At 42.7% G+C, this 21,565-nt stretch carries 15 protein-coding genes; 7 read left to right on the top strand and 8 right to left on the bottom strand.

Annotated features, from left to right (window positions below):
- Positions 1–44: 44 nt before the first annotated feature.
- The 3 genes from C7391_RS02530 to thsA all read right to left on the bottom strand — a co-directional run bounded on the left by C7391_RS02530 (position 45) and on the right by thsA (position 5,258).
- Positions 45–2,534, bottom strand: coding sequence for a CDC48 family AAA ATPase (locus C7391_RS02530; protein ID WP_133516983.1), 2,490 nt, complete (start codon positions 2,532–2,534; stop codon positions 45–47).
- 376 nt (positions 2,535–2,910) lie between these two features.
- Positions 2,911–3,420 (bottom strand): HPP family protein, encoded by a 510-nt coding sequence (locus C7391_RS02525; protein ID WP_166627374.1) that lies wholly within the window; start codon positions 3,418–3,420, stop codon positions 2,911–2,913.
- A gap of 203 nt (positions 3,421–3,623) precedes the next feature.
- Positions 3,624–5,258, bottom strand: coding sequence for a thermosome subunit alpha (gene thsA / locus C7391_RS02520; RefSeq protein WP_133516981.1), 1,635 nt, complete (start codon positions 5,256–5,258; stop codon positions 3,624–3,626).
- A 523-nt stretch (positions 5,259–5,781) separates the two neighbouring features.
- Between thsA and C7391_RS02515 the strand changes: the two genes are divergently transcribed.
- Positions 5,782–6,789, top strand: a complete 1,008-nt coding sequence (locus tag C7391_RS02515; protein WP_133516980.1) for a HEAT repeat domain-containing protein — start codon at positions 5,782–5,784, stop codon at positions 6,787–6,789.
- A 446-nt stretch (positions 6,790–7,235) separates the two neighbouring features.
- On the top strand, positions 7,236–8,843 hold the full coding sequence (locus C7391_RS02510; protein WP_208107049.1) for a citrate/2-methylcitrate synthase: 1,608 nt from the start codon (positions 7,236–7,238) through the stop codon (positions 8,841–8,843).
- A gap of 148 nt (positions 8,844–8,991) precedes the next feature.
- Here the strand turns inward: C7391_RS02510 and C7391_RS02505 are convergent, their stop codons facing one another.
- A complete protein-coding gene (locus C7391_RS02505; protein ID WP_166627373.1) occupies positions 8,992–9,609 on the bottom strand; it encodes an FmdE family protein in 618 nt (205 codons plus the stop codon).
- A 232-nt stretch (positions 9,610–9,841) separates the two neighbouring features.
- Between C7391_RS02505 and C7391_RS02500 the strand changes: the two genes are divergently transcribed.
- The 3 genes from C7391_RS02500 to C7391_RS02490 are packed head-to-tail and all read left to right on the top strand — an operon-like array spanning position 9,842 to position 12,849.
- Positions 9,842–10,999 carry an iron ABC transporter substrate-binding protein gene (locus C7391_RS02500; RefSeq protein ID WP_133516978.1) on the top strand — a complete coding sequence of 386 codons (1,158 nt, stop codon included), beginning with the start codon at positions 9,842–9,844 and terminating at the stop codon, positions 10,997–10,999.
- Between the two features lie 31 nt (positions 11,000–11,030).
- Positions 11,031–12,095, top strand: coding sequence for a FecCD family ABC transporter permease (locus tag C7391_RS02495; protein ID WP_133516977.1), 1,065 nt, complete (start codon positions 11,031–11,033; stop codon positions 12,093–12,095).
- A 1-nt stretch (position 12,096) separates the two neighbouring features.
- Positions 12,097–12,849: an ABC transporter ATP-binding protein gene (locus C7391_RS02490; protein WP_133516976.1), complete on the top strand. Its 753-nt coding sequence runs from the start codon at positions 12,097–12,099 to the stop codon at positions 12,847–12,849.
- 610 nt (positions 12,850–13,459) lie between these two features.
- On the opposite strand, the gene C7391_RS02485 is transcribed toward C7391_RS02490, so the two are convergent.
- Complete coding sequence (locus C7391_RS02485; RefSeq protein WP_133516975.1) at positions 13,460–14,413, bottom strand: hypothetical protein; 954 nt, start codon at positions 14,411–14,413, stop codon at positions 13,460–13,462.
- A 275-nt stretch (positions 14,414–14,688) separates the two neighbouring features.
- Between C7391_RS02485 and C7391_RS02480 the strand changes: the two genes are divergently transcribed.
- Positions 14,689–15,708, top strand: a complete 1,020-nt coding sequence (locus tag C7391_RS02480; RefSeq protein ID WP_208107048.1) for a radical SAM protein — start codon at positions 14,689–14,691, stop codon at positions 15,706–15,708.
- 68 nt (positions 15,709–15,776) lie between these two features.
- Here C7391_RS02480 and C7391_RS02475 read toward each other — a convergent pair whose 3' ends face one another.
- Positions 15,777–16,571 (bottom strand): 2-amino-3,7-dideoxy-D-threo-hept-6-ulosonate synthase, encoded by a 795-nt coding sequence (locus tag C7391_RS02475; protein ID WP_133516974.1) that lies wholly within the window; start codon positions 16,569–16,571, stop codon positions 15,777–15,779.
- Between the two features lie 106 nt (positions 16,572–16,677).
- A complete protein-coding gene (locus C7391_RS02470; protein ID WP_133516973.1) occupies positions 16,678–17,994 on the bottom strand; it encodes a hypothetical protein in 1,317 nt (438 codons plus the stop codon).
- Between the two features lie 196 nt (positions 17,995–18,190).
- Here C7391_RS02470 and glyS point away from each other — a divergent pair, with 196 nt between their 5' ends.
- Positions 18,191–19,969, top strand: coding sequence for a glycine--tRNA ligase (gene glyS / locus C7391_RS02465; RefSeq protein ID WP_133516972.1), 1,779 nt, complete (start codon positions 18,191–18,193; stop codon positions 19,967–19,969).
- Between the two features lie 685 nt (positions 19,970–20,654).
- On the opposite strand, the gene C7391_RS02460 is transcribed toward glyS, so the two are convergent.
- Positions 20,655–21,455, bottom strand: coding sequence for an ABC transporter ATP-binding protein (locus tag C7391_RS02460; RefSeq protein ID WP_133516971.1), 801 nt, complete (start codon positions 21,453–21,455; stop codon positions 20,655–20,657).
- Between the last annotated feature and the right edge of the window lie 110 nt (positions 21,456–21,565).

The raw sequence follows: 21,565 nt of genomic DNA, 5'->3' as shown, positions 1-21,565 counted from the left end.
TATCTGTTTTTAACAACGGTTACACAGCGGTTACCGTTGCCAAATCAGGCGACATTGTAATCAAAGTCATCAATGGATGCTTTCTTGGCGTGAACTTTAACGGCTTCTTTTAACGCTTTAAAGTCTTTGTGAGATGCCAAAATCAAACTTTCAAGTTTCTTGAGTCTCTCATTCGCGTCATCGCTGTCACTGCCGAATTTAAGCGTGAAGAAAACATCAAGCGCTTTATCAAGCGTTCTTCTTTCTTCTTCATTGAATCTGAACGGCCAGGAATCGCGCTCGGAATAAAGCAAACCTTCTTTATCCAGCGACGGTCTGACACGTTTCAGCGCTTCGTCGAAATGTTTGCGGTAAATCCGGACATTACCGACAGCCAATTCGATGTCTTCTTCGCTGTGACCGTCCATTTTCTGAACGAATTCGCGAATCGCAACCATCTTTGCTTCACGGACAAGCGCCTCAAGATCGGCACCGACAAAGCCATCTGTTTTTGTAACAAGCATACCGATATCCAAATCGCCGGCAAGCAAATCCTTAACACCGCCTAAATAGACTTCAAGAATTTGTTTCCTGCCGTCTGCATCCGGCGGCGGCACATAAATGTGTTTTTCCAAACGCCCCGGACGAAGCAGAGCCGGATCAATCATATCGGGACGGTTGGTCGCGCCGATGATGACGACGTTTTTGAGTTCTTCCAACCCGTCAAGCTCCGTCAGGAATTGACTGACAACGCTTTCAGTTACATGAGAAGATCCTTCGTGGCTGCCGCGTTTCGGAACAATGGAATCAATTTCATCAAAGAAAATGATTGACGGAGAAGCCAATCTCGCTTTCCTGAAAATTTCGCGGACGCCTTTTTCGGATTCGCCGACCCATTTGGACATGAGCTCGGGGCCTTTGACGGAAATGAAATTGCTTTCCGATTCATTGGCAACCGCTTTTGCCAGCAATGTTTTGCCGGTTCCGGGCGGGCCGAACATAAGGAAGCCTTTCGGCGATTTCGTATCAAATTTCTGATAAACGGAAGCGTACTTCATCGGCCATTCAACGCCCTGCTGAAGCTCTTCTTTAACGGAATCCAAGCCGCCGACGCTGTCCCAGCCGATGTCGGGCACTTCAACCAAAACTTCACGCATCGCGCTCGGCTGAACCATTTTAAGCGCCGCGTCAAAGTCTTCAACCGTGACTTTTAAGCTTTCCAATTTCTCTTTTGAAATTTCTTCATCCGGATTCATGCCGGGGAATTCACGGCGCAGCGCGTGCATGGCCGCTTCTTTGACGACGAGTGCCAAGTCCGCGCCGACAAAACCGTGTGTCATGCCGGCGTATTTGCCGATATCAACGTCGCTTGCAAGCGGAACATTTCTTGTGTGAATTTGAAGAATTTCCATGCGGCCTTCTTTGTCGGGAACACCGATTTCGATTTCGCGGTCGAACCGTCCGCCGCGGCGGAGAGCCGGGTCAATAGAATCGGGAAGGTTGGTCGCGGCAATGACGATAACGCCGCCGCGGCTCTTTAAACCGTCCATTAAAGCGAGGAGCTGCGCGACAACGCGGCGCTCGACTTCGCCTTTGGATTCTTCACGTTTCGGCGCGATGGAATCGATTTCATCAATAAAGATAATGGCAGGCGCGTTTTCTTCTGCTTTTTGGAAAATTTCGCGCAATTTTTCTTCGCTGTCGCCGTAATATTTGGAAATGATTTCGGGACCGGAAATCGTGTCAAAATAAGCGTTCACTTCGTTGGCGACCGCTCTTGCAATCAGTGTCTTGCCGGTTCCCGGCGGGCCGTAAAGCAAAACGCCTTTCGGCGGTTCAATGCCAAGCTTTTCAAAGACTTCAGGATGACGAAGCGGGTACTCAATCATTTCGCGAACCTGATTCAATTCACGGCCGAGACCACCGATATCTTCATAGTGAATGTTGCCGGCGGACTTTCCTTTCGGCGCGTCTTCGCCTTTGTAAGCGGAATCCTTGTAAGTGACTTTGGTTTCCGAGCCGATGATGGCAACGTCATCCGGCGCGATATCGGAAACAATAAATTCATAATACTGTGTGCTGAAACTGCTTGAAAAGCTGCCGGCCCACGAATTGCCAAAGAAGCTTTCAAACGGATCTTGTTTTTGCTGCTGAACCTGAACCGGCAGCGCAATTGTTTTTCCTTTGTAAAGCGGCATACCGGCGTATCTGTTAAGAATGAAATCGCCGACTTGTTTGCCGTCTAATTTAATGGACTCGCCGACGGGCTGAATCGTTAATCTTGTCGCTGTTGCCGGTGCCGCTTTCTCAACAGTAACCGTGTCACCGATACCGACGCCTGCGTCTTTGCGGATGTAACCATCGATACTGATATTATTCGAGCCGTGCGTTGAAAACGCAACGACTGCTGCCGCAGTTCTTTTGCCGGTAATCTTAATTGTGTCTCCCGGTTCAACCGACAGACGTGCCATCGCTTCCGTTCCGATACGGGCAATGCCTTTACCTGCATCCGAGCGGTCAGCTTCCTGAACAATAAGTTGAATAGGTTGTGTCATTGTGAATACCTCGTTTTTGATTTATTTTCTATTTAATTCGTTTTTATTTTGATTCGATCTTTAATTCGTTTTTATTTTAATTTGAAATTATAGCCGTTTTTTACATTTGTTTTTAATTTTATTAAATTGAAAGAATACAATAATAATTTTGAATAAGAGTATATAAATCTTGGCTTTTGATAACGATTATAATCTTAAAAATATAAGATTCGTTAACCGATAATTCGGTAAAACAAAAAATAAACCAACCCCGAATCATGAGAATTATAAAAATGAAAGAAAAGCGGTTTGAATGACAAATTAAACTAAACCGATGACAAATTTCAAATTTAACCCGTTTTAGGATTTGTTTTAGGATCCGTTTTATTGACCCGCTTTAATCCGTACAATAAAGCGGAAAGAGAAGTTTTTTTGAACCGGCAAGCACAAAAACGCAAACCAATCCGAGCAGACACATGAGAATCGGAACGGACGGCGCAAGCACAAGCCCTGCCGCAAACGCCGCTGCCGGCGGATGTTCAAATCCGAAAAGCGCCATCAACAAAGTAGAGAGAAAAACCGCTAAACCGCAGAACAGGACCGTATAAGCGAAAACAGGATCAGCTCCCTGAAGCAGATTGTTTGCATAAAAACACAAAAACCCGACGGCTGCGCTGATGAGATGACCGCCGACCAAATTTCGGGATTGAGCTGCAGGCGATGTCGGAAAAATAAAAACAATGAAAATGCTGGCAATCAATGAAGTCACCACGAGCCCGTTTTCAAAATAACTCATCATTAAAAAGAAAATTGAAACGAAACCGCCGGCAAGTGTGCTTTGAATAAGACAAAGACGGAGTTTGCCGTTGTTTTGATTGGAGTGAGTCAATTTTTCCATAAAAGACATGAAAATCACATTCATTAACAGAGTTTCATTTTGATACTTAGTTGAAAGAATGGGTTTGTCTTATAAAAGAGGGAAGTTTCCAATCGGATACCAAATATCTGCGAAGATATCAAAAAGAAAAACGAAAACAAAAAAAGCAAAAAAGAAAAGAAAAACAGAGAAATGATTCTCTGTTTGATTTTGTAAAATTATTATTTTTCAAATTAAGGCATGTCCATGCCCATACCCGGATCCATGCCGCCCATGTCCATTCCCGGAGCGCCCTGGGATTTGGTTGTGGCAATCACGTCGTCGATTCTGAGAATCATGACAGCGGATTCGGTGGCTGCGTTGATGACCTGTGTTTTCACACGGAGGGGTTCAACGACGAACTCTTTCCACATGTCAACGACTTCGCCTTTGAACACATCGAGACCGGCTGTCTTTAAGCCTTTCTCGTGGCTGGAGCGGAGGTCCATGAGCATGTCAATCGGGTCAAGACCGGCGTTTTCAGCGAGTGTCTTGGGGATGATTTCGAGTGCTTCAGCGTAGGCGCGGACAGCGAGCTGTTCTCTGCCTTCGAGTGTTGCTGCGTATTCGTTGAGTCTGAGTGAAAGTTCGACTTCGGGAGAGCCGCCGCCTGCGACGAGCTTCTTGTCTTCGATGACGACGCCGACAACACGGAGTGAGTCTTCGAGTGCTGTTTCGATGCTGTCAATGACATGGTCGGTACCGCCGCGGAGAAGAATGGAAACGGATTTCGGGTTCTCACAGCCGGTAACGAAAATCATGGCATCGCCGGAAACTTTCTTTTCTTCAACGAGCGCTGCGTAGCCGAGGTCGTCTGCACTGATTTCATCAAAGTTGGAAATCAAAGCAGCACCGGTTGCGCGGGCGAGTTTTTCCATGTCACTCTTTTTAACACGGCGGACAACGAAAAGACCTGCTTTTGCAAGGAAGTGCTGTGCCATGTCGTCAACGCCTTTCTGAACGAAAACAGCTGTTGCGCCGCTGTTAATGACTTTGTCAACGGTTGCTTTAATCATGGCTTCTTCCTGGTCAAGGAAAAGCTGAAGCTGGTCCGGTGAGGTGATTGAGATTTCAGCGTCGATTTCAGTGTCTTTGAGTTCGATTGCTTCGTTGAGCAAGAGAATCTTGGCGTCTTTAACCATTTCAGGCATGTTGCTGTGAACACGCTCTTTGTCAATGATCATACCTTTGATAAGTTCTGAATCTTCAACACGGCCGCCGACTTTCTTGACAACGTTGATTTGTTCTCTGTCAACCTGTTTCTTGCCGTTCACAACGTCAACAACGCTTGTGACGGATTCAACGGAGATTTTTGCCAAAAGTGCTTTTGCGGATTCTGCGCCTTTGCCGGTGATGGCGGTGGATGCGATGCTGGTTAAAAGTTCGACATCGGTTTCGTCGACATCTTTTGAAAGTCCCTGAACGAGTTCGACCGCTTTTGCGGCTGCGAGTCTGTAACCGGATGCAATGACAGTCGGGTGAATGTCCATGTCAATGAGGTCTTCAGCTTTCTTCAAAAGTTCGCCTGCAACGACTGCCGCGCTGGTTGTACCGTCGCCGACTTCTTCGTCTTGTGTTTTGGAAACTTCGACGATCATTTTTGCAGCGGGGTGCTCAATGTCCATTTCTTTCAAAATGGTTGCACCGTCGTTTGTAATTGTAACGTCGCCCATGGAATCGACAAGCATTTTGTCCATACCTTTGGGGCCGAGTGTTGTTCTGACTGCTTCTGCGACTGCTTTAGCGGCCATGATGTTGTTGCTCTGCGCGTCTCTTCCGCGAGTGCGCTTGCTTCCGTCTTTTAAAATAAAAATGGGTTGTCCTGACATATTACGTCTCCTTAATTTTGATTATTATAATATGATCGATGAAATCGATAGAATCATCAAAAACCGAAAATCCGTTGAAGAGAAGCTCAATCCTGCTTATTCAAGGAACGATAAATTTGATGACTGACAGCAAACGGCTCAAAATCTTTCGAAATATCCAAAATTATTGAAATTTCCAAAAATTTAAATTTTCAAAATTTCCAATTTTTTTGATTTTTGAAATCCGCGGCTGAAAAGGACTTTCCCGAAATTGCTTTGACATTCCCGAACGATGTGCTTCCCGGACCGTTTGGTCACTCTTGACATCTGTTCATCCTTTGCCGAAAATGCTATGAGAAAACGCATTTTTTCGGACAATTCACGGAAAAATTACAACTAAAACACGTTTGAACTTCTATATAAGAGCGTTGGTTCGACAATTTCAGATGAGTATTTAAATGGTTGACAAAAAAGGTTCTAATCTGATGAGAAACTACAATAAACTAAGATAATCTGTCCGATAAAAATAGGAGGTAGTGGCAACATGGCATGTTTATTCGGTCATAAATGGAACGGCTGTAAATGTGAGCGGTGCGGCAAGGTGCGCAATGAACAGCATGATTGGAATTTATGCAAAGGTCGATGTACGCGTTGCCATAGGGTATGCGGCGAACAGCACGACTGGGATGGTTGTAAGTGCAGACATTGTGGCAAAACACGCAATGAACAACACGATTGGGACGGCTGTAAATGTAAGCGTTGCAATAAAAAACGAGATGAGCAGCATAAATGGAATGGTTATAAGTGCTCATATTGCGGAAAAAAAAGCAGAATAGGTGACATCACAGATCAATCCATTCTCGCAGATATTTCAAAAAATGATGCCGATTGGCTTTTTCGTATAGCTGCAACAGCCAAGTTGACCGATCAGTCAATATTGACTGAAATTGCTTACACCGACACCAATGATTATGTGCGCAAAAGCGCAGTAAGAAAACTGACCGACCAATCAATTCTTACCGATATTGTAAAGAATGATAAAGAAGAAATGATTCGTGAAGCGGCAATAGCTAACCTGACCGACCAAAACGCACTTGCGTATGCTGCACAGAATGACAAAGCAAATTCGGTTCGTAAAGCAGCGGCGGGTAAACTGACAAATCAATCACTTCTGGAAAAAATCGCCCAAAATGACAATGACGAATACGTCCGTAGAGAAGCAATTCGGATGTTGACTGACCAAACTGTTCTTGCAAATATTGCGAAACAACATATGCGTTCAAGTTTGCGGGCGATAGCGGCCTCTAAAATAATTGATCAGCCATTGCTTATGGAAATTATAAAACACGATGCTGACGAGGAAGTACGTGTGGCAGCGGCAAAAGCGATAACAGATCCAATTTACAAAAAGGAACTCCTTACTCTTTTATGCGACCACGGAATCCACCAATGGGTCGAAACAGATAGTGGACGAGACCCTTGGGGCGACTGCTATACAGATATTAAATGTGAGATTTGCGGGAAAGAAGAAACAATGTGGCTTCCAACTTAAACAAATTTGGGAGATTGTAACTGTTGGTTAATGACAGCAAACGGCTCAAAATTCTCCAAAAATTTTTAATTTTCAGAATGATGTACTTCCCGGACCGTTTGGTCACTCTTGACATCTGTTCATCCTTTACCGAAAATGTCATGAGAGAATGCATTTTTTCGGCCAAAACACGGGAAAATTACAACTAAAACACGTTTGAACTTCTATATAAGAGCGTTGGTTCGACAATTTCAGATGAGTATTTAAATGGTTGACGAAAAAGGTTTTAATCTGATGAGAACCTATTAAGTTTTCAATCAACCTTTCTATTGTTAAAAATGATTAAGCTCATTTTTTGAGATTTCAGATTGAAAATCCTGATGTAAAATTATTCAAGTTTTCATTTTTTTGAGCATAACTTAATATCTGAAATGATTATCAAAATTAAAAAAGCAGGAGGGTACAATATGGAAGATGTAGTAAAAAGCACCGAAATGACAATCAGTCTCGAAGATCTCGGCATGACAAAACCCATGACCGCTGACGTTTCAGAAAACACAGAGAGCGGTGCCGCCGCCGAAGGGAGTGCGGATGTTGCAGAAGAAGCTGTTGAAATCGAAATTGAAGAAGAAATAATCGAAAAAACGGAAGAAGAACTCGCAGCCGAACAAAAAGCCATTGTGGAAAAATTGGCGAAACACTGCGAAGAAAACGGCCCTATTGATCCTGAATTTTTCAATAAATACGACGTAAACCGCGGACTTCGCGACGCTGACGGAAACGGGGTTTTAACCGGTTTAACTGAAATCAGCGACGTCCAATCCGGCCGCCCCGCAAAAGGCGAAACCGAACATCACAAAGGCCGCCTTTTCTATCGCGGTATTGACATTAATGAACTCGTCGGCGGATTCGTTTCCGAGAAACGGTTCGGCTTTGAAGAAGTCTCTTATTTATTATTATTCGGCGTTTTGCCAACGGAAGAACAGTTAGCGGAATTTAAGAAGCTTCTCGGCTGTTACAGAACACTTCCCGAAAACTTCGTTCGCGACGTTATCATGAAAGCACCAAGTGAAGACATGATGAATTCGCTTGCAAAAAGTGTTTTAACGCTTTATTCTTATGACAAAAATCCGGATGACACGTCGATTGAAAACGTTCTCCGCCAATGTCTTGAATTAATCGCGCTGTTCCCGGTGATGGCCGTTTACGGTTATCAGGCATACGTTCACAAATACGATGGCAGCAGTCTGACAATTCACAACCCGCAACCCGATTTATCGGCTGCGGAAAATATTCTTTACTTGCTCCGCCCGGATTCCAAATATACCGAACTCGAAGCCCGTCTTTTGGATTTGGCTTTGGTGCTTCACGCCGAACACGGCGGCGGCAACAACTCGACATTTACCTGCCGCGTTGTCAGCTCTTCCGGAACGGACACATATTCAGCAATCGCTGCCGCGCTCGGCAGTTTAAAAGGTCCCAAACACGGCGGCGCGAACATAAAAGTCGTCAAAATGTTTGAGGATATGAAAGCCAATATCACCGACTGGACCAGCGAAGAAGAAGTCAGCGACTATCTCAGAAAACTTCTGAACAAGCAGGCGTTTGATAACGCCGGTTTAATTTACGGAATCGGTCACGCCGTTTATTCTTTAAACGACCCGCGCGCCGACATTTTCAAGAGATTTGTCGAAAACTTATCCATTGAAAAAGGCCGTGAAGACGAATTCAAGCTTTATGCATTAGTTGAGCGTCTGGCGCCTGAAATTATCGGACAGGAGAAACGCATTTACAAAGGCGTTTCGGCAAATATTGACTTTTACAGCGGCTTTGTTTACAGCATGCTGGATCTTCCGATGCAGCTCTACACTCCGATTTTTGCAATCAGCAGAATCACCGGCTGGAGCGCGCACCGCCTGGAAGAACTCATCAATTCCGGCAAAATCATCCGTCCGGCCTACAATGCCGTCGGTGAACGCCAAGCATACATTCCGTTAAAAGACCGATCTTCTACCGGAAAAGAGATTATTTTTGAAGAGTTCTGCACAGAAACGCAAAATGAAAAACAGGAATAATTTCCTGTTTTATTCCTTTTTTGTCGTAAAAATACGGCGCGCTTTTTACATATTTTGAAAAGCGGAGCAGTTCGCGCGCAATGATGCCGATTTTGGTAAACGGCAATAAATCAAAAAAAGAAAAATGAGAATGAATTGTTTGTTTTAATTATTTGTTTTGAGCACAAAATTGGCAGATTTTTTGCCCGTCTTTTTCAACGCAGCGTGCAACGCCGACGGATTCGTTACAGATCGGACAAATAATGTTGCTGAAAATTTTCGCTTTTTCGGGAACCGGTTGCTGCGGTTCTTTGATGTCATAAATTTGACTGCCATGCGTTGATAAAATATCATTGACACGCTGGTCGGAAAGCGCATGGTATTTTGAAATTTCTTCTTCGGTTGCGGTTTCCGAAAATACTTTTTCGCGAAGCGCGTCCAATTCGGGACTCGGTTTAAAGAAATCGGGACGCATCATCAAACGAACCGCTTTTCCGGTTTTTCTGTTGTAAAAAGTAAAAGCGTTTTTACCCCAGTTGTTGACGAAAAGATTTCCTTTTCCGGCGGTTGTTCCGAGTATTGTTTGAATCGCGTCAACCGTACAGGAATCGGTTTCCGTGATAACAACGATTTCTTCGTCTTCGGAATAATCCAAATCCAATAATTCCCGTGCATAAAGCGAAACAACATAGCCGAGCGCGAGCCCGCCGCAGGAATGACCGTGAAAAGCAATCGCGTCATCATAATTTCGTTTAGAGAAATCTTTAAGCATCGTATCAGAATTCATAAACAAAAAAATAACACATTTCATATTTAAATTTATGGAAAAGCGATTTTGAGAGAAGTTTAATTATTAAAAATTATAAATCATAACGAATAAATTGTTCAGAAAAAATGTTAAATATGACAAAATCTATCACTTTTAGTGTTACTAATTTAAAATGTTGTAACAAATTATAATTAAAAGAAAATTTGTTCTGTTGCTCGGTATTTGCGGTTGCAAATTGGGGGATTTAAAAATGAGAAAAAACAACAAACTGTACATAAAAAGCATCTTACTGATGACAGCCATGATATTGTCGGTAACATTATCAGGATGTATCGGCGATTTAACCAATGACGAATCCGACAAAGAGATGATTACAATTACGGACGCTTTTGGAAGAACCGTAACGCTTCCCGATAATCCCGAAAAAATCGCGGTCAGCGGTTCAGGTTCCATGAGATATTTCGTCTACATGGAAATCAGTGACCGCGCCGTTGCCGTTGATTATCAGGACAGCAGCTCTTTTGTCATGACGAAAGATAATCGCCCGTATTCAATTGCGCATCCGGAAATTCGAGACAATCCGATGCTTGGAACAGCAAAAGGCGCAATTGACGCTGAACGTTTATTGGCTGCCAATCCCGACGTTTTATTTATTTCCGCATACGGCCCCGAAGATATCGCGTCTGCCGATCAAATCCAAGAAAAAACCGGGATTCCTGTTGTTTTATTCTATGTCGGCAATTACGTGACGGAAAAAGAACAAATTGACACCACACTTCGAATGCTTGGAAAAATATTTCACAAAGATCAAAGAGCGGAAGACTTGATTAGTTATTTTGACGGTATCATCGTGGACCTTCAAAACAGAATCAAAGACGTTCCCACACCCGATAAAACGGTTTATATCGGCGGCATTTCGTACAACGGCGCGCACGGATTGAACGGAAGCGACCCGACATACTTGCCGTTCACGGTTTTAAAAGCGAATAATGTCGCAACGGAAATGCTTAACGGAACCGCAAAAACAGGATATGTCGCTGTTTCAAAAGAAAAAATATTGGAATGGGATCCTGATGTTATTTTTGTAGACCTCGGAACACAATCCGCAGCCGGCGGCGGCGCGCTTGTTGAATTGAAAAATGATGTCTCATATAAAGAATTGACAGCCGTTAAAAAAGGTGAAATTTACACTGTCAACCCGCACACTTCGATGAATGTCAACCACGAAACATCTTTGGCAAACTGTTATTTTGTCGGCAAAATCTTATATCCCGAACAATTTGCAGACATTGAACCGGCCGAAAAAGCGGATGAAATTTACACATTCGTCGTTGGAAAGCCCGTCTTTGATGTTTTGAACAGCAATGTCGGCAATATTGCGTATACAAAAGCGGATTTAACAAAATAATCCGCTTATTTTTTAAAAACAGGTGTTGAAAATGCATTTAGAAGATGGGACGAAACCGGCGGCATATAAAAAATACATCGCGAAAAAAATCGGCATTATCGGCGGAATGTTTATTTTTTTAATCTTTTTCGCGCTTTTTGCGGTTTCTGTGGGTGCCGTAAATATTCCGATTCCTGATGTGATTAAAACACTCATCGGCGGAAGCGGAACGGGACTTTACGAAAGAATTATTTGGAACATTCGAATTCCTCAAATTTTAACGGCGATTATTGCCGGCATCGGTTTGGCTATCGCCGGCGTTTCAATGCAATCTATTTTAAGAAACCCGTTGGCATCACCTTACACATTGGGACTGTCTAACGCAGCCGCATTGGGCGCCGCAGTCGGCATTTCACTCTTCGGATTCGGAACAACCGGAAGCAATATCACCGATGCCGTGATCATGGAAAATCCGTATCTTGTGACGATCTGCGCCTTTGTGTTCAGTATGCTGACATCGGGAATTATTTTAATCATTGCGAAAATAAAATCCGCAACACCTGAAGTCATGGTTTTAGCGGGCGTCGCAATCAATTCTTTGGCGGCTGCCGGGCTGATGGCGATTCAATATTTTGTTGATGACACAAAATTGGCTTCCATTGTTTTCTGGCAATTCGGAGATGTTGCGCGCGCGGGGTGGTCGGAATTAATCATTATCGGTGCTGTCGTATTGATTTGCTCTGTTTATTTTATTTGGAAACGCTGGGACTTTAACGCCATTGACGCGGGCGATGAAACCGCGAAAAGTTTGGGCGTTAATGTCTCACGCGTCAGGTTGGTCGGCATGATTGCGGCCTCACTCATCAGTGCCGTTATTGTTTCATTTTTGGGTGTCATCGGTTTCGTCGGTTTGGTTTGTCCGCACATGATGAGACGGTTAATCGGCGATGACCAAAGATTCTTAATTATCGGAACGGCGATTTGCGGCGCGCTTTTGCTGTTGATTTCAGATACAATTGCCCGAACGCTGATTGCGCCGCATGTTTTGCCCGTTGCGGTAATTACCGCGTTCTTGGGCGCGCCTGTATTCTTGTATTTAATCGTCAGGGGGCACTAAATTGAATTTTCGTGTAAACGGCGTTCATTTTGATTACAAAAGCCGGAAAGTATTGAACGGTGTCGAGCTCAATGTCAATCAAGGCGAAATATTAGCGATTATGGGTCCCAACGGTGTCGGCAAAAGTACGCTTTTAAAATGCATGGATATGATTTTAAAACCGACTGCCGGTTCTGTTTTGATTGATGAAACCGATTTGGTTTCACTTTCCAAACAAGAAATCGCAAAACGTGTCGGCTATGTTTCACAAAGAAATGAAGTTTCCAGAACGACGGTTTTTGATGCCGTTCTTCTTGGAAGAAAACCGCATGTCGGGCTTAAAATTACTGAAAACGATTACAACATTGTTGATGCGGCGCTCAAGCGTTTTGATTTGGAAGACATGCAACTTCGAAGAATTGATGAAATGAGCGGCGGTGAGCTTCAAAAAGTTTGTATCTGCCGCGCAATCGCGCAGGAGCCGAATGTTCTTTTGCTGGATGAACCGACCAGCAGTCTGGATCTTCATAATCAGCTTGAAATTTTAAAAATCATAAGAAACGTGACGGAAGGACATCAAACAGCAACCGTTTTGACAATGCATGATCTCAATTTAGCACTTCGCTTCGCCGATAAATTCGTTTTCATGAAAGACGGCATCATTCACGATGCTTGTGACGCTGCCGGCGTAACGCCTGAAATGATTGAAAACATATACGGCGTTAAGGTTCAAATTGAATATTTCAAAGGAATGCCTTACGTTATCCCCGAATAATAAATTTTTTTAGAGTGTCGAATATTAAAGAAAAAAGGCGACACATGAATTAAAATTCGTGTGCCGCCTTTCTTACGGGGTTGGTTTATAGGGTTTTGGTTTATTTCGTTCTTTTGTTTTTGATTGGTTTTTGGTTTGTTTTTGATTGGTTACAGGGGTGGGGTTTACTATTTTTCATCAGTTTATGTTTTTGGTGGAAATAAACTGAATTTGGGTTAATGCTTTTTCAGCATTGAAATCAAGCAGGGCTTGATTCCGGTCTCCGGCAGACATTCAGAGGGGTTAAATCTGAAAACTGCCGAAACCGGGATCAAACAATATCGATCGATTTCACACAACAATCGATTTGCTTGGCTCGTTTTTATCTGTTTTCACTTTGTTTGGTCGTTTTTCAAATGGTTTGCTTTTACAGGTGGTTTCGTTTTGAAGACGAACGATTTTTCGGGTAGAGGAAATCGTATGTTTCGTCTGTTCATTATAAACCGTTTTTTGCAATTTGGTTTACAATGAACTCAAGTATTTAATATTATATAAAGATTTTGTTTTGAGGGGTTTTCGTTTTTGACGTTTTAATTAGAGTGGGAGGGAATTTAGATTTTAATTATTCAATTTATTCGGTAACTGCCGCAGCGGTTGTGTGGTAAGAAGCTGTTCTGTGAACTGCATGTCCTCTTGTGTAACCGGCAGATCCTGACTCGTGGTAACTAAGAATTTCATCAGCTTCTTCCTGAGTCATCTTGCCGGCTGCAACGTCAGCATCCAAACTGGATTTAATTTGAGACAGGAAAAAATCCTTCTTATCATCCTCAGTCATTTCCTGAAGCGTTATAATTTCTTCTTCCGAGAGCGGTGATGCGATCCGGAGGGAAATTTCGCCGTTGCCGCCGTGTGCTTTGAATCCGATGTTTATGCCGTTTTCACGAGCAGATAACATTTCGCCAGCTTCTTCCTGTGTTAATTTGCCTTCAGCAACCGCATCAGAGAGAGATTGCTTGAAGTTTTCCAAAAAGAAAGCTTCTCTTTCGTCCTCTGTCATGTCCTTTAAAGCTTCGAGTTCTTCTTCAGACAAGGAGACAGTATTTGCACGCATCGTGAAGAAATTCACATGATTGTGTTCGAGACTTGCGTATTCTGCATACAATTCATCGGCTTCTTCCTGGGTTAAGTTACCGGCTTCAACTTCAATGGCCAAATTTTCCTTGTATCTGGACAAGTAGTATGCTTCTCTTTCTTCAGCGTTCATGGATTCCAGAAGTTTCATTTCATCGGGATCACATGTGCTGATTGAAAGTGTCACCATTTCAGAAGACATTGCCATGCCGGGCATTCCAAGCATCTTGACTTTGATATTGCCGTTTTCATCGGAAATTTCAAATTGGCCGAGGTATGCTTCTTTTTCTTCGTTGGTCAAATTTACCCATTGGGCATCTTCAATTAATTTACATTTAACAAATTTGACGTCGTTTGAACTGTTTTGGTTGCTCGCGCCGAGAACAGGCGTCATTGCCGAAGCAGCAACAAGCAAGATCAAAAACGATCCGAGCAAATATTTTATATTCATCATTTATCTATCCTTTACTGTTTGTTTTTGTTTGAACAAATTCAGGGTCGGCGTTTGCCCGCCGATTCTTATTTTTCACTGAATGTAAACCTGTTTTTGGTTTTTGGTTTACAATAGTCCTAAAAACGATTGATTTTATATAAACATTACGGATTATTTGAAAAAATAAAATCACAATAAAAATAAAATCGGCATCAACAGAGATTTTAAAACAACGGCATAAAATTTAAATGATTAAAGGGTTGAAATTGAATCAAATCGAAAACGGAAAAAATTCCATGACACAAAAAACTGAAAACATTCCGATGACAGCAGAAATCAAAGCGTTTTTGCTTTCCGTCGGAACCGCCGATATTGAAGATGAAAAGATGGTTTTGCCGACCCTGAAGTCGACAGCCGGGCCGAGCGCGGGAAGCTCAGGTTCCGTTTTCATCACGTCAAACGGCAGACGTGTCCGATTGAATTTGGATCAAAATTCACCCCTTAAAATTCGAAAAATTCCCGAATCGGATGACATTGAAGTCTTTGATTCAACGGAGGCAAAAATTGTTGTGACCGGAAAAATCGAGCCGGCGTTAGCGCACTGCCCCGAGCAGGCTTACATCAATTTGTCTGAAAAATGCATTTTTGACTGCAAATACTGCTCCGTTCCGATTCTTCAGGGACATACAAAAACAAAAGAAGAGACATTAAAAATAATTCGGGACGCTTTTGACAAAGGAAATGTCAAAGCCATTTCAATCACATCCGGCGTTGAAAAAACACCAGAAGGCGAAGTGGAACGTGTTTTAGAGCTGATGCCCGAACTGAAAAAATTCAATGTCCCGATCGGCGTTTCCGTTTATTCTGTTTCGGGCGGTTCCGAAAAATTAAAAGAAGCCGGCGTTTCGGAAGTCAAATACAATATTGAAGTTGCCGATCCCGAAATTTTCAAAACGGTTTGCCCCGGGCTTTCCGAAAACGATGTTTTCGGCGAACTCAAAGAAGCCGTTCGTTTGTTCGGCCGCGGCAAAGTTTTCAGTAACGTCATCATCGGCCTTGGCGAAACCGATGAAAGCGTTGAGCAAATGATTGAAAAACTCGCCGAAATCGGTGTGATTGCCTGCATCCGTCCGATTTATGAAAATGCGCTTCGAAAAGGCGATTGCTTCATGGAACGGCCGACTCCTGAAAGAATTCTGAAACTGTTTGAAATGCAGAAAAGGATTTCTCAAAAATATGATTTACATCCCGAAAAATCCGAAACGATGTGCTCGTTGTGTTCGGGATGCGATATGGTTCCGGGAAGGGATGATTGATTTAATTTTAAAAAAAGAGTGTAAATGAACAACAGTTCACTTACAGATTGTTTTTATTCGATTTAATTTTATTCGATTTTGAAAGCTTCTTCAGCGGAGAAGCCGCCGTGGACAACGGCATTAATTCTTTTCGTGGTACGTGTCGGGTCTTCAGACTGGAAAACGTTTCTGCCGATTGCAACGCCTTTGCCGCCGGCTTCAAGCGAGTCGGCAATCATTTGCAACAAATCCAATTCGGATTCCATATGCGGGCCGCCGGCGATGATGACCGGAATCGGTGTTCCTTTGACAACTTCTTTGAAAGAATCAATGTCGCCGGTATAATTGGTTTTGACAAGATCCGCGCCAAGTTCCGCGGCGAGGCGGGCGGCGTGGGAAACAACATCTTTTCCGAATTCGGATGTGATTTTCGGGCCGCGGGGGTAAACCATTGCCAAAAGCGGCATGCCCCATTCATCACATTTTCGGGCAACATGGCCGAAGCCTTCAAGCATTTCAGGCTCGTCTTCCGCGCCGATATTCACATGAATTGAAACGGCGTCGGCACCGACTTTGATGGCTTCTTCGACGGTTGTCACCAAAACTTTGTGATTGACATTCGGTCCGATTGACGTGGAAGCGGAAAGATGGATAATCAAACCGACATCGTTTCCGTAGCGTCTGTGGCCGTGCTTGGCAAGACCCATGTGACCGAGAACAGCGTTTGCGCCGCCGAGCGCCACTTTGTCAACAGCGTCCGGCAGATTAGTCAATCCGGGAATCGGGCCGACACCGACACCGTGATCCATCGGCGCGATAATCGTTCGTCCTGTATCTCTTTTAACAAATCTCTCCATTCGAATGGATTTTCCGATCATACTCATAATAAAAATTCCTTTACCATAATTGATTTTTTAGAATAACAAGAATTGAGATTAATTTGTTTATATTTAAAGTTTTTAAAAAAGAATAAAAAAGAAAAAACGGTTTTTAGAGAATTAAAAAATCCGTGATTTTTTGAATGAATTTTTCTTTCGGGAATAAATCATCGAGGCCCAAAACAAGAAGCCTGTCTTCTAAAATATCGCTGAGATCGGCATCAATTTCCGCCGTGTTTTTTTCATTCATAAATGTCATTAAAATTGATTTTGAATTGTCGCCGGCAATCTGTTTTGTCCGGTGAAGAATTTCAAAGCCTTTGGATTTGCACAAACTCTGCGTCTTGTCAGTCGTACACGAAATGCCGAATAATTCATATCCGTTGATCATGGCAACATCAATTTCAAAATTCTTTGTCGCCGACTGAATCATAATATTAAGATCCAAATCTGAAATCAATCCTTTCTCAAGCAGGTTTTCTTTCAAAAGCAAATAAACATATTGTTCAAACCAGTGACCGACAATGTATTTTCGGGTTTCGATGAGTTTATCCGTTTGTTTATTGCTGATTTCGGTTCTCAAATAATACACGCCGCCGCGTTCTTCCAAAAATGAATATTCCGGCATTTCATGATGAATTTTTAAAAAAACCGTTTTTTCAAGAATTTCAGAAATCGAAAAATTCGGCGGCAGCAAATCACTCAACAATATTTTGCCGTCAGCCGGAATGGGTTTTTGCGGATTCGGGTAAACATCGAAGAAATACTCCCGCCACTCCAAATAATCTTCAAAAAATTCAGGATTTTGAATCGCGTCTAAAAATTCCCTGAAAAATTCAACCGAAAAAACAGAACCGCTTTGCTCATCAATCGGTATTGTGCTGTACCCGTGAAGCTCAAAAAGTTCATCAAAATGAATTTCAACTTTATCGCCCAGAAAAACGGATTCAACCGGTTCTTCCAAACCGGAATCTTCTTTGAGCCTGTTTCGGCGGGAATCAAAATAAGAAAACGTAACGGCCGCACCTAAAATATCTTTAAACGTTTCATAAGAATGAAGCGCCATCTCTTTTGTGCCGCCCGAATAATTCAAATGAACATTTTTGAAATCTTGAACGTTTTTAAAGTCTTCCGACCCTGATAAAAGAGCACGGATGTCGGTATGAATTGAAAAAGAATCTTTTATGCGAATACCGTGAAGAAAAATTCGAACACCGCCGGCTTTTCTTTCCAAAACGGATTTCAAATGAACAGCAACCGGTTCCGTGCTTTGAATGCCGTTTTCCAAATCTTCCGTTGAGTGAATAAAATGAATTTCTTTTAAATTCGTTTCATGTTTCAGGAAAAAATCCGCGACGACGTAATTTGATAACGGATTTGTGCCGATTAAAAGATATAAATATTCGATTCTGTTCATAACGCTGTTCATACCGCCGCTGCTCCTATTGCCGCATTGAAATTATATTTAAATTGTCAATCAGGTTTAAGAAAGCTTGCCCCAAAAAAGTGATGATTTTCTTCAACGAAAAACGATCATATTGTAAAATATAAATCGTATCAATTCTTTTCAATACCATTCTTGATTTTAATTTCAATTTTTTAATTTCAATTGAAGAGGAAAATGAATGGACAAATATGACAAAGTAATGGATCTTGCCAAACGCCGCGGTTTCTTATGGAATTCGTTTGAACTTTACGGTGGCGCGGCCGGTTTTTTTGATTACGGTCCGCTCGGCTGTACCGTTAAGAGAAAAATCGAAAACCTTTGGCGCGATTTTTATGTTTTAAATGAAGGATGTATGGAAATTGAAGCCCCGACCATCGGCATCGAAGATATTTTCGTTGCGTCCGGTCACGTCGGCGGTTTTTCCGATCCGCTGACGGAATGCAGCGGCTGCGGCCAGTCTTTCCGCGCAGACCACCTGATTGAAGCGCTCGGCATCGAAGGCGTCGGCGCGCTCAACACGACACAATTGGATGAAATGATTGTCGAGCACAATATTGTCTGTCCCGAATGCGGCTGCAAGCTCGGCAAATCTTTTGAATTCAATTTGATGTTCCAAACAAAAATCGGTCCCGGAACAGGCCGCCCGGGTTATTTGAGACCGGAAACCGCACAGGGAATGTTTGTTGACTTCCAGCGCCTCTCCCGTTTCTACCGCGAAAAGCTGCCTTTCGGTGCTGTTCAAATCGGAAAATCTTACAGAAATGAAATTTCACCGCGTCAGGGCGTTTTGAGATTGCGTGAATTTACGCAAGCGGAGTGTGAATTTTTCGTGGATCCCGATGTCAAAACCCACCCGAACTTTGACAAATACAAAGATGTCAAGCTCACGCTTTACCCGCAGGCGCAGCAGGAAGACGAAACAGGAACAACGATTCAAAAGACGGTCGGCGAAGCTGTTGCCGACGGAACAATCGCGCACGAATTTTTGGCGTACTATGTTGCGCTGACAAACGATTTCTTAACCTGCGCCGGCATTTCTCCCGAAGATTTGCGTTTCCGCCAGCATTTGTCTGATGAAATGGCGCACTACGCCGTTGACTGCTGGGACGCTGAAATTAAAACAGATCGTTTCGGCTGGGTGGAAGCTGTCGGCATCGCTGACAGAACGGACTATGACCTGACCGCGCATGCCAAACAAAGCAAAGTGGAACTTTCCGTTTACATTGAATATCCCGAGCCGATTTTTGAAACCAAATTTGTCGTGAAACCTGACATGGGAAAACTCGGCCCGCTGTTTAAGGGACAGGCAAAAGCTGTCGGTGACGCGCTTAAAGAACTCAGCGCAGATGCGATTCAAGCCGCCGGTGATGAAATCACGGTTTCCGTCAACGGTGAAAACTTTACCGTGCCGAAAAATTTGATTGCGTTCGGTGAAGAAAATGTTAAAATTTCCGGCAAAACCATTGTCCCGCACGTCATTGAACCGTCTTACGGCATTGACAGAATCACTTATTGTGTGATGGAACACGCTTATGACGAAGAAGATTTGGCCGCCGGCGCTTCTGAGGAAGACGATGAGGAAAGCCGCATTGTCATGAGATTCAAAAACATTGTGGCACCGTACCAGGTTGCTGTTCACCCGCTGATGGGTAAGCCTGAGCTTTCAGCCGTCGCTAAAAAATTGTTCAATGACCTTGTCGCAGCGGGCATTATGTCGGATTATGACGAATCCGGAACGATCGGCAAGCGTTACAGAAGAAACGATGAAATCGGCATTCCGTTTTCAGTGACGATTGACTTTGATACGATTGAAAAAGAAAACAAACCGGTCACCATCCGTGACAGAGACACAATGAAACAAATCCTTGTTTCTGCCGGCGATTTGGTTGCCGTTATGAAAGGATTGCTTTCGGGCGAGAAAAGGTTTGAAGAAAGCGGGGAAGTTATTTCCCGCTGATTTTTTTTTCGTTTTTTTTATTTTTCATATTTTGATTTCTTTTCTTTTTCAGTCCTTTTTTCAATTTTCATTCATTCCTTTTTTCAACTTTCATTCACTTCTTTATTTCAACTTTCATTCATTCTTTTTCATCGGGATTTGTTAACGTCCTGCCGTAATCGATTCAATTAATTTTGTTTAAATTGATGATTTTCAGATGAGTTTATTTTTTTAAATTTATTCTTAACATTATACAATTTTGATTGTTTTTATGCTTCAGAAAATTTTTAACAATAATATATAATTGATTATAATTTTTTAACAGATATCGTTTTCAGAAATAAAAAGGTATATATACGATTTGTGTGTATTTAGTAAATAACTCAAATTTAGTTGTTTTATTTTTGAGCCCTCTGTAAAATTTAAAATATAAATCGATACGCCATATATCGAAAATGCAACAGAAACTAAAAACGATCCCTCCGTTCAAAAAACAAATCAGTTTGTTCAAAACCATATTCCCCATTAAAGTCTGACAGCCCGTTTGTCTGAAACGGGCTTTTTCTCCTTTTTTTAATTAAACTCAAAAGCGTCCGCTTTCTTCGATGATTTCTTGAAAAAATAATAGCTGAGTTAGATTAAAATAAAAATTTGTGCGATTCGCGCGCGGCGCAGTACCGCTGCCGACACCCAAATTGTCACAAAATCAGCAGAAAGCGGCGTAATATTCGCCGTGCTTCTGAACCGTCACTGGAACTTCAAAAAGCGCGGTCAGGTTTTCATCCGTTAAAATGTCTTCTTTTTTGCCGTCGGCAAAGATTCTGCCGTCTTTGATGAGAATCACGCGCTTGATTTCCGGAATAATATCCGATAAATCGTGTGTGACAAGAATAATATTTTTGCCGGCTTTGGCGATTGAGCTGACGGTTTTACGGAATTGGTCAATGGATTTCATGTCGAGACTGTTGGTCGGCTCATCCAAAACAAGTGCTTTGGGATCGTGAACGAGCGCGCGCGCGATGAGTGCTTTTCGGGCTTCGCCGGAAGAAATTTTCGTCATTTTCTGGTGCGCCAAATGATGAATGCCTAAAAATTTCAAGACTTCGTTTGCCATCGCTTTCATTTCAATCGTGACGTCAAAGAAATCATCATAAATGCCGATGCTTGAAAAATATCCTGAAATAACCGTATCAAAAACCGTGTCATCGCGAAGACAGGAATACTGAAGGTCTGTCGTGATGATTCCCAACTGTTTGCGCAGATCAAAGATGTTCCACATCTCTTCGCCCATGATATCCGTACGAAGTCCGGGAACGTCCGCAATCGGATAATATTCCCGGGTCAAAACTTTAATCAAAGAAGATTTGCCCGAGCCGTTCGGACCGATAATGGCGACATTTTCATCCGCTCCGATTTGGAGAGAAATGTTATCCAAAATAGCGCGGCCGTCTTTGATGACCGTGATATTTTTGAAATCAAGAAGCGGAATATCTGCGTTGTTTGTCATTTCAAATGCATTGTAGAGTTAAACGGTTATTAGGTTTTCGTCAAAATTTTTCCAGAATTTGATAAAATTATCAAAAAAACGGGTTTTTTTCAAATGGAAAAAAGTTCAGG

Origin of the sequence: Methanimicrococcus blatticola (assembly GCF_004363215.1) — an archaeon.
Classification (GTDB): domain Archaea; phylum Halobacteriota; class Methanosarcinia; order Methanosarcinales; family Methanosarcinaceae; genus Methanimicrococcus; species Methanimicrococcus blatticola.
This window is presented reverse-complemented; position numbering and strand designations above follow the sequence as displayed.

Excerpts from the sequence above, each read along its gene's own strand:
- C7391_RS02530 (WP_133516983.1), bottom strand. The coding sequence starts at position 2,534 with ATGACACAACCTATTCAACTTATTGTTCAGGAAGCTGACCGCTCGGAT.
- C7391_RS02525 (WP_166627374.1), bottom strand. The coding sequence starts at position 3,420 with ATGTCTTTTATGGAAAAATTGACTCACTCCAATCAAAACAACGGCAAA.
- thsA (WP_133516981.1), bottom strand. The coding sequence starts at position 5,258 with ATGTCAGGACAACCCATTTTTATTTTAAAAGACGGAAGCAAGCGCACT.
- C7391_RS02515 (WP_133516980.1), top strand. The coding sequence starts at position 5,782 with ATGGCATGTTTATTCGGTCATAAATGGAACGGCTGTAAATGTGAGCGG.
- C7391_RS02510 (WP_208107049.1), top strand. The coding sequence starts at position 7,236 with ATGGAAGATGTAGTAAAAAGCACCGAAATGACAATCAGTCTCGAAGAT.
- C7391_RS02505 (WP_166627373.1), bottom strand. The coding sequence starts at position 9,609 with ATGAATTCTGATACGATGCTTAAAGATTTCTCTAAACGAAATTATGAT.
- C7391_RS02500 (WP_133516978.1), top strand. The coding sequence starts at position 9,842 with ATGAGAAAAAACAACAAACTGTACATAAAAAGCATCTTACTGATGACA.
- C7391_RS02495 (WP_133516977.1), top strand. The coding sequence starts at position 11,031 with ATGCATTTAGAAGATGGGACGAAACCGGCGGCATATAAAAAATACATC.
- C7391_RS02485 (WP_133516975.1), bottom strand. The coding sequence starts at position 14,413 with ATGATGAATATAAAATATTTGCTCGGATCGTTTTTGATCTTGCTTGTT.
- C7391_RS02480 (WP_208107048.1), top strand. The coding sequence starts at position 14,689 with ATGACACAAAAAACTGAAAACATTCCGATGACAGCAGAAATCAAAGCG.
- C7391_RS02475 (WP_133516974.1), bottom strand. The coding sequence starts at position 16,571 with ATGAGTATGATCGGAAAATCCATTCGAATGGAGAGATTTGTTAAAAGA.
- C7391_RS02470 (WP_133516973.1), bottom strand. The coding sequence starts at position 17,994 with ATGAACAGCGTTATGAACAGAATCGAATATTTATATCTTTTAATCGGC.
- glyS (WP_133516972.1), top strand. The coding sequence starts at position 18,191 with ATGGACAAATATGACAAAGTAATGGATCTTGCCAAACGCCGCGGTTTC.
- C7391_RS02460 (WP_133516971.1), bottom strand. The coding sequence starts at position 21,455 with ATGACAAACAACGCAGATATTCCGCTTCTTGATTTCAAAAATATCACG.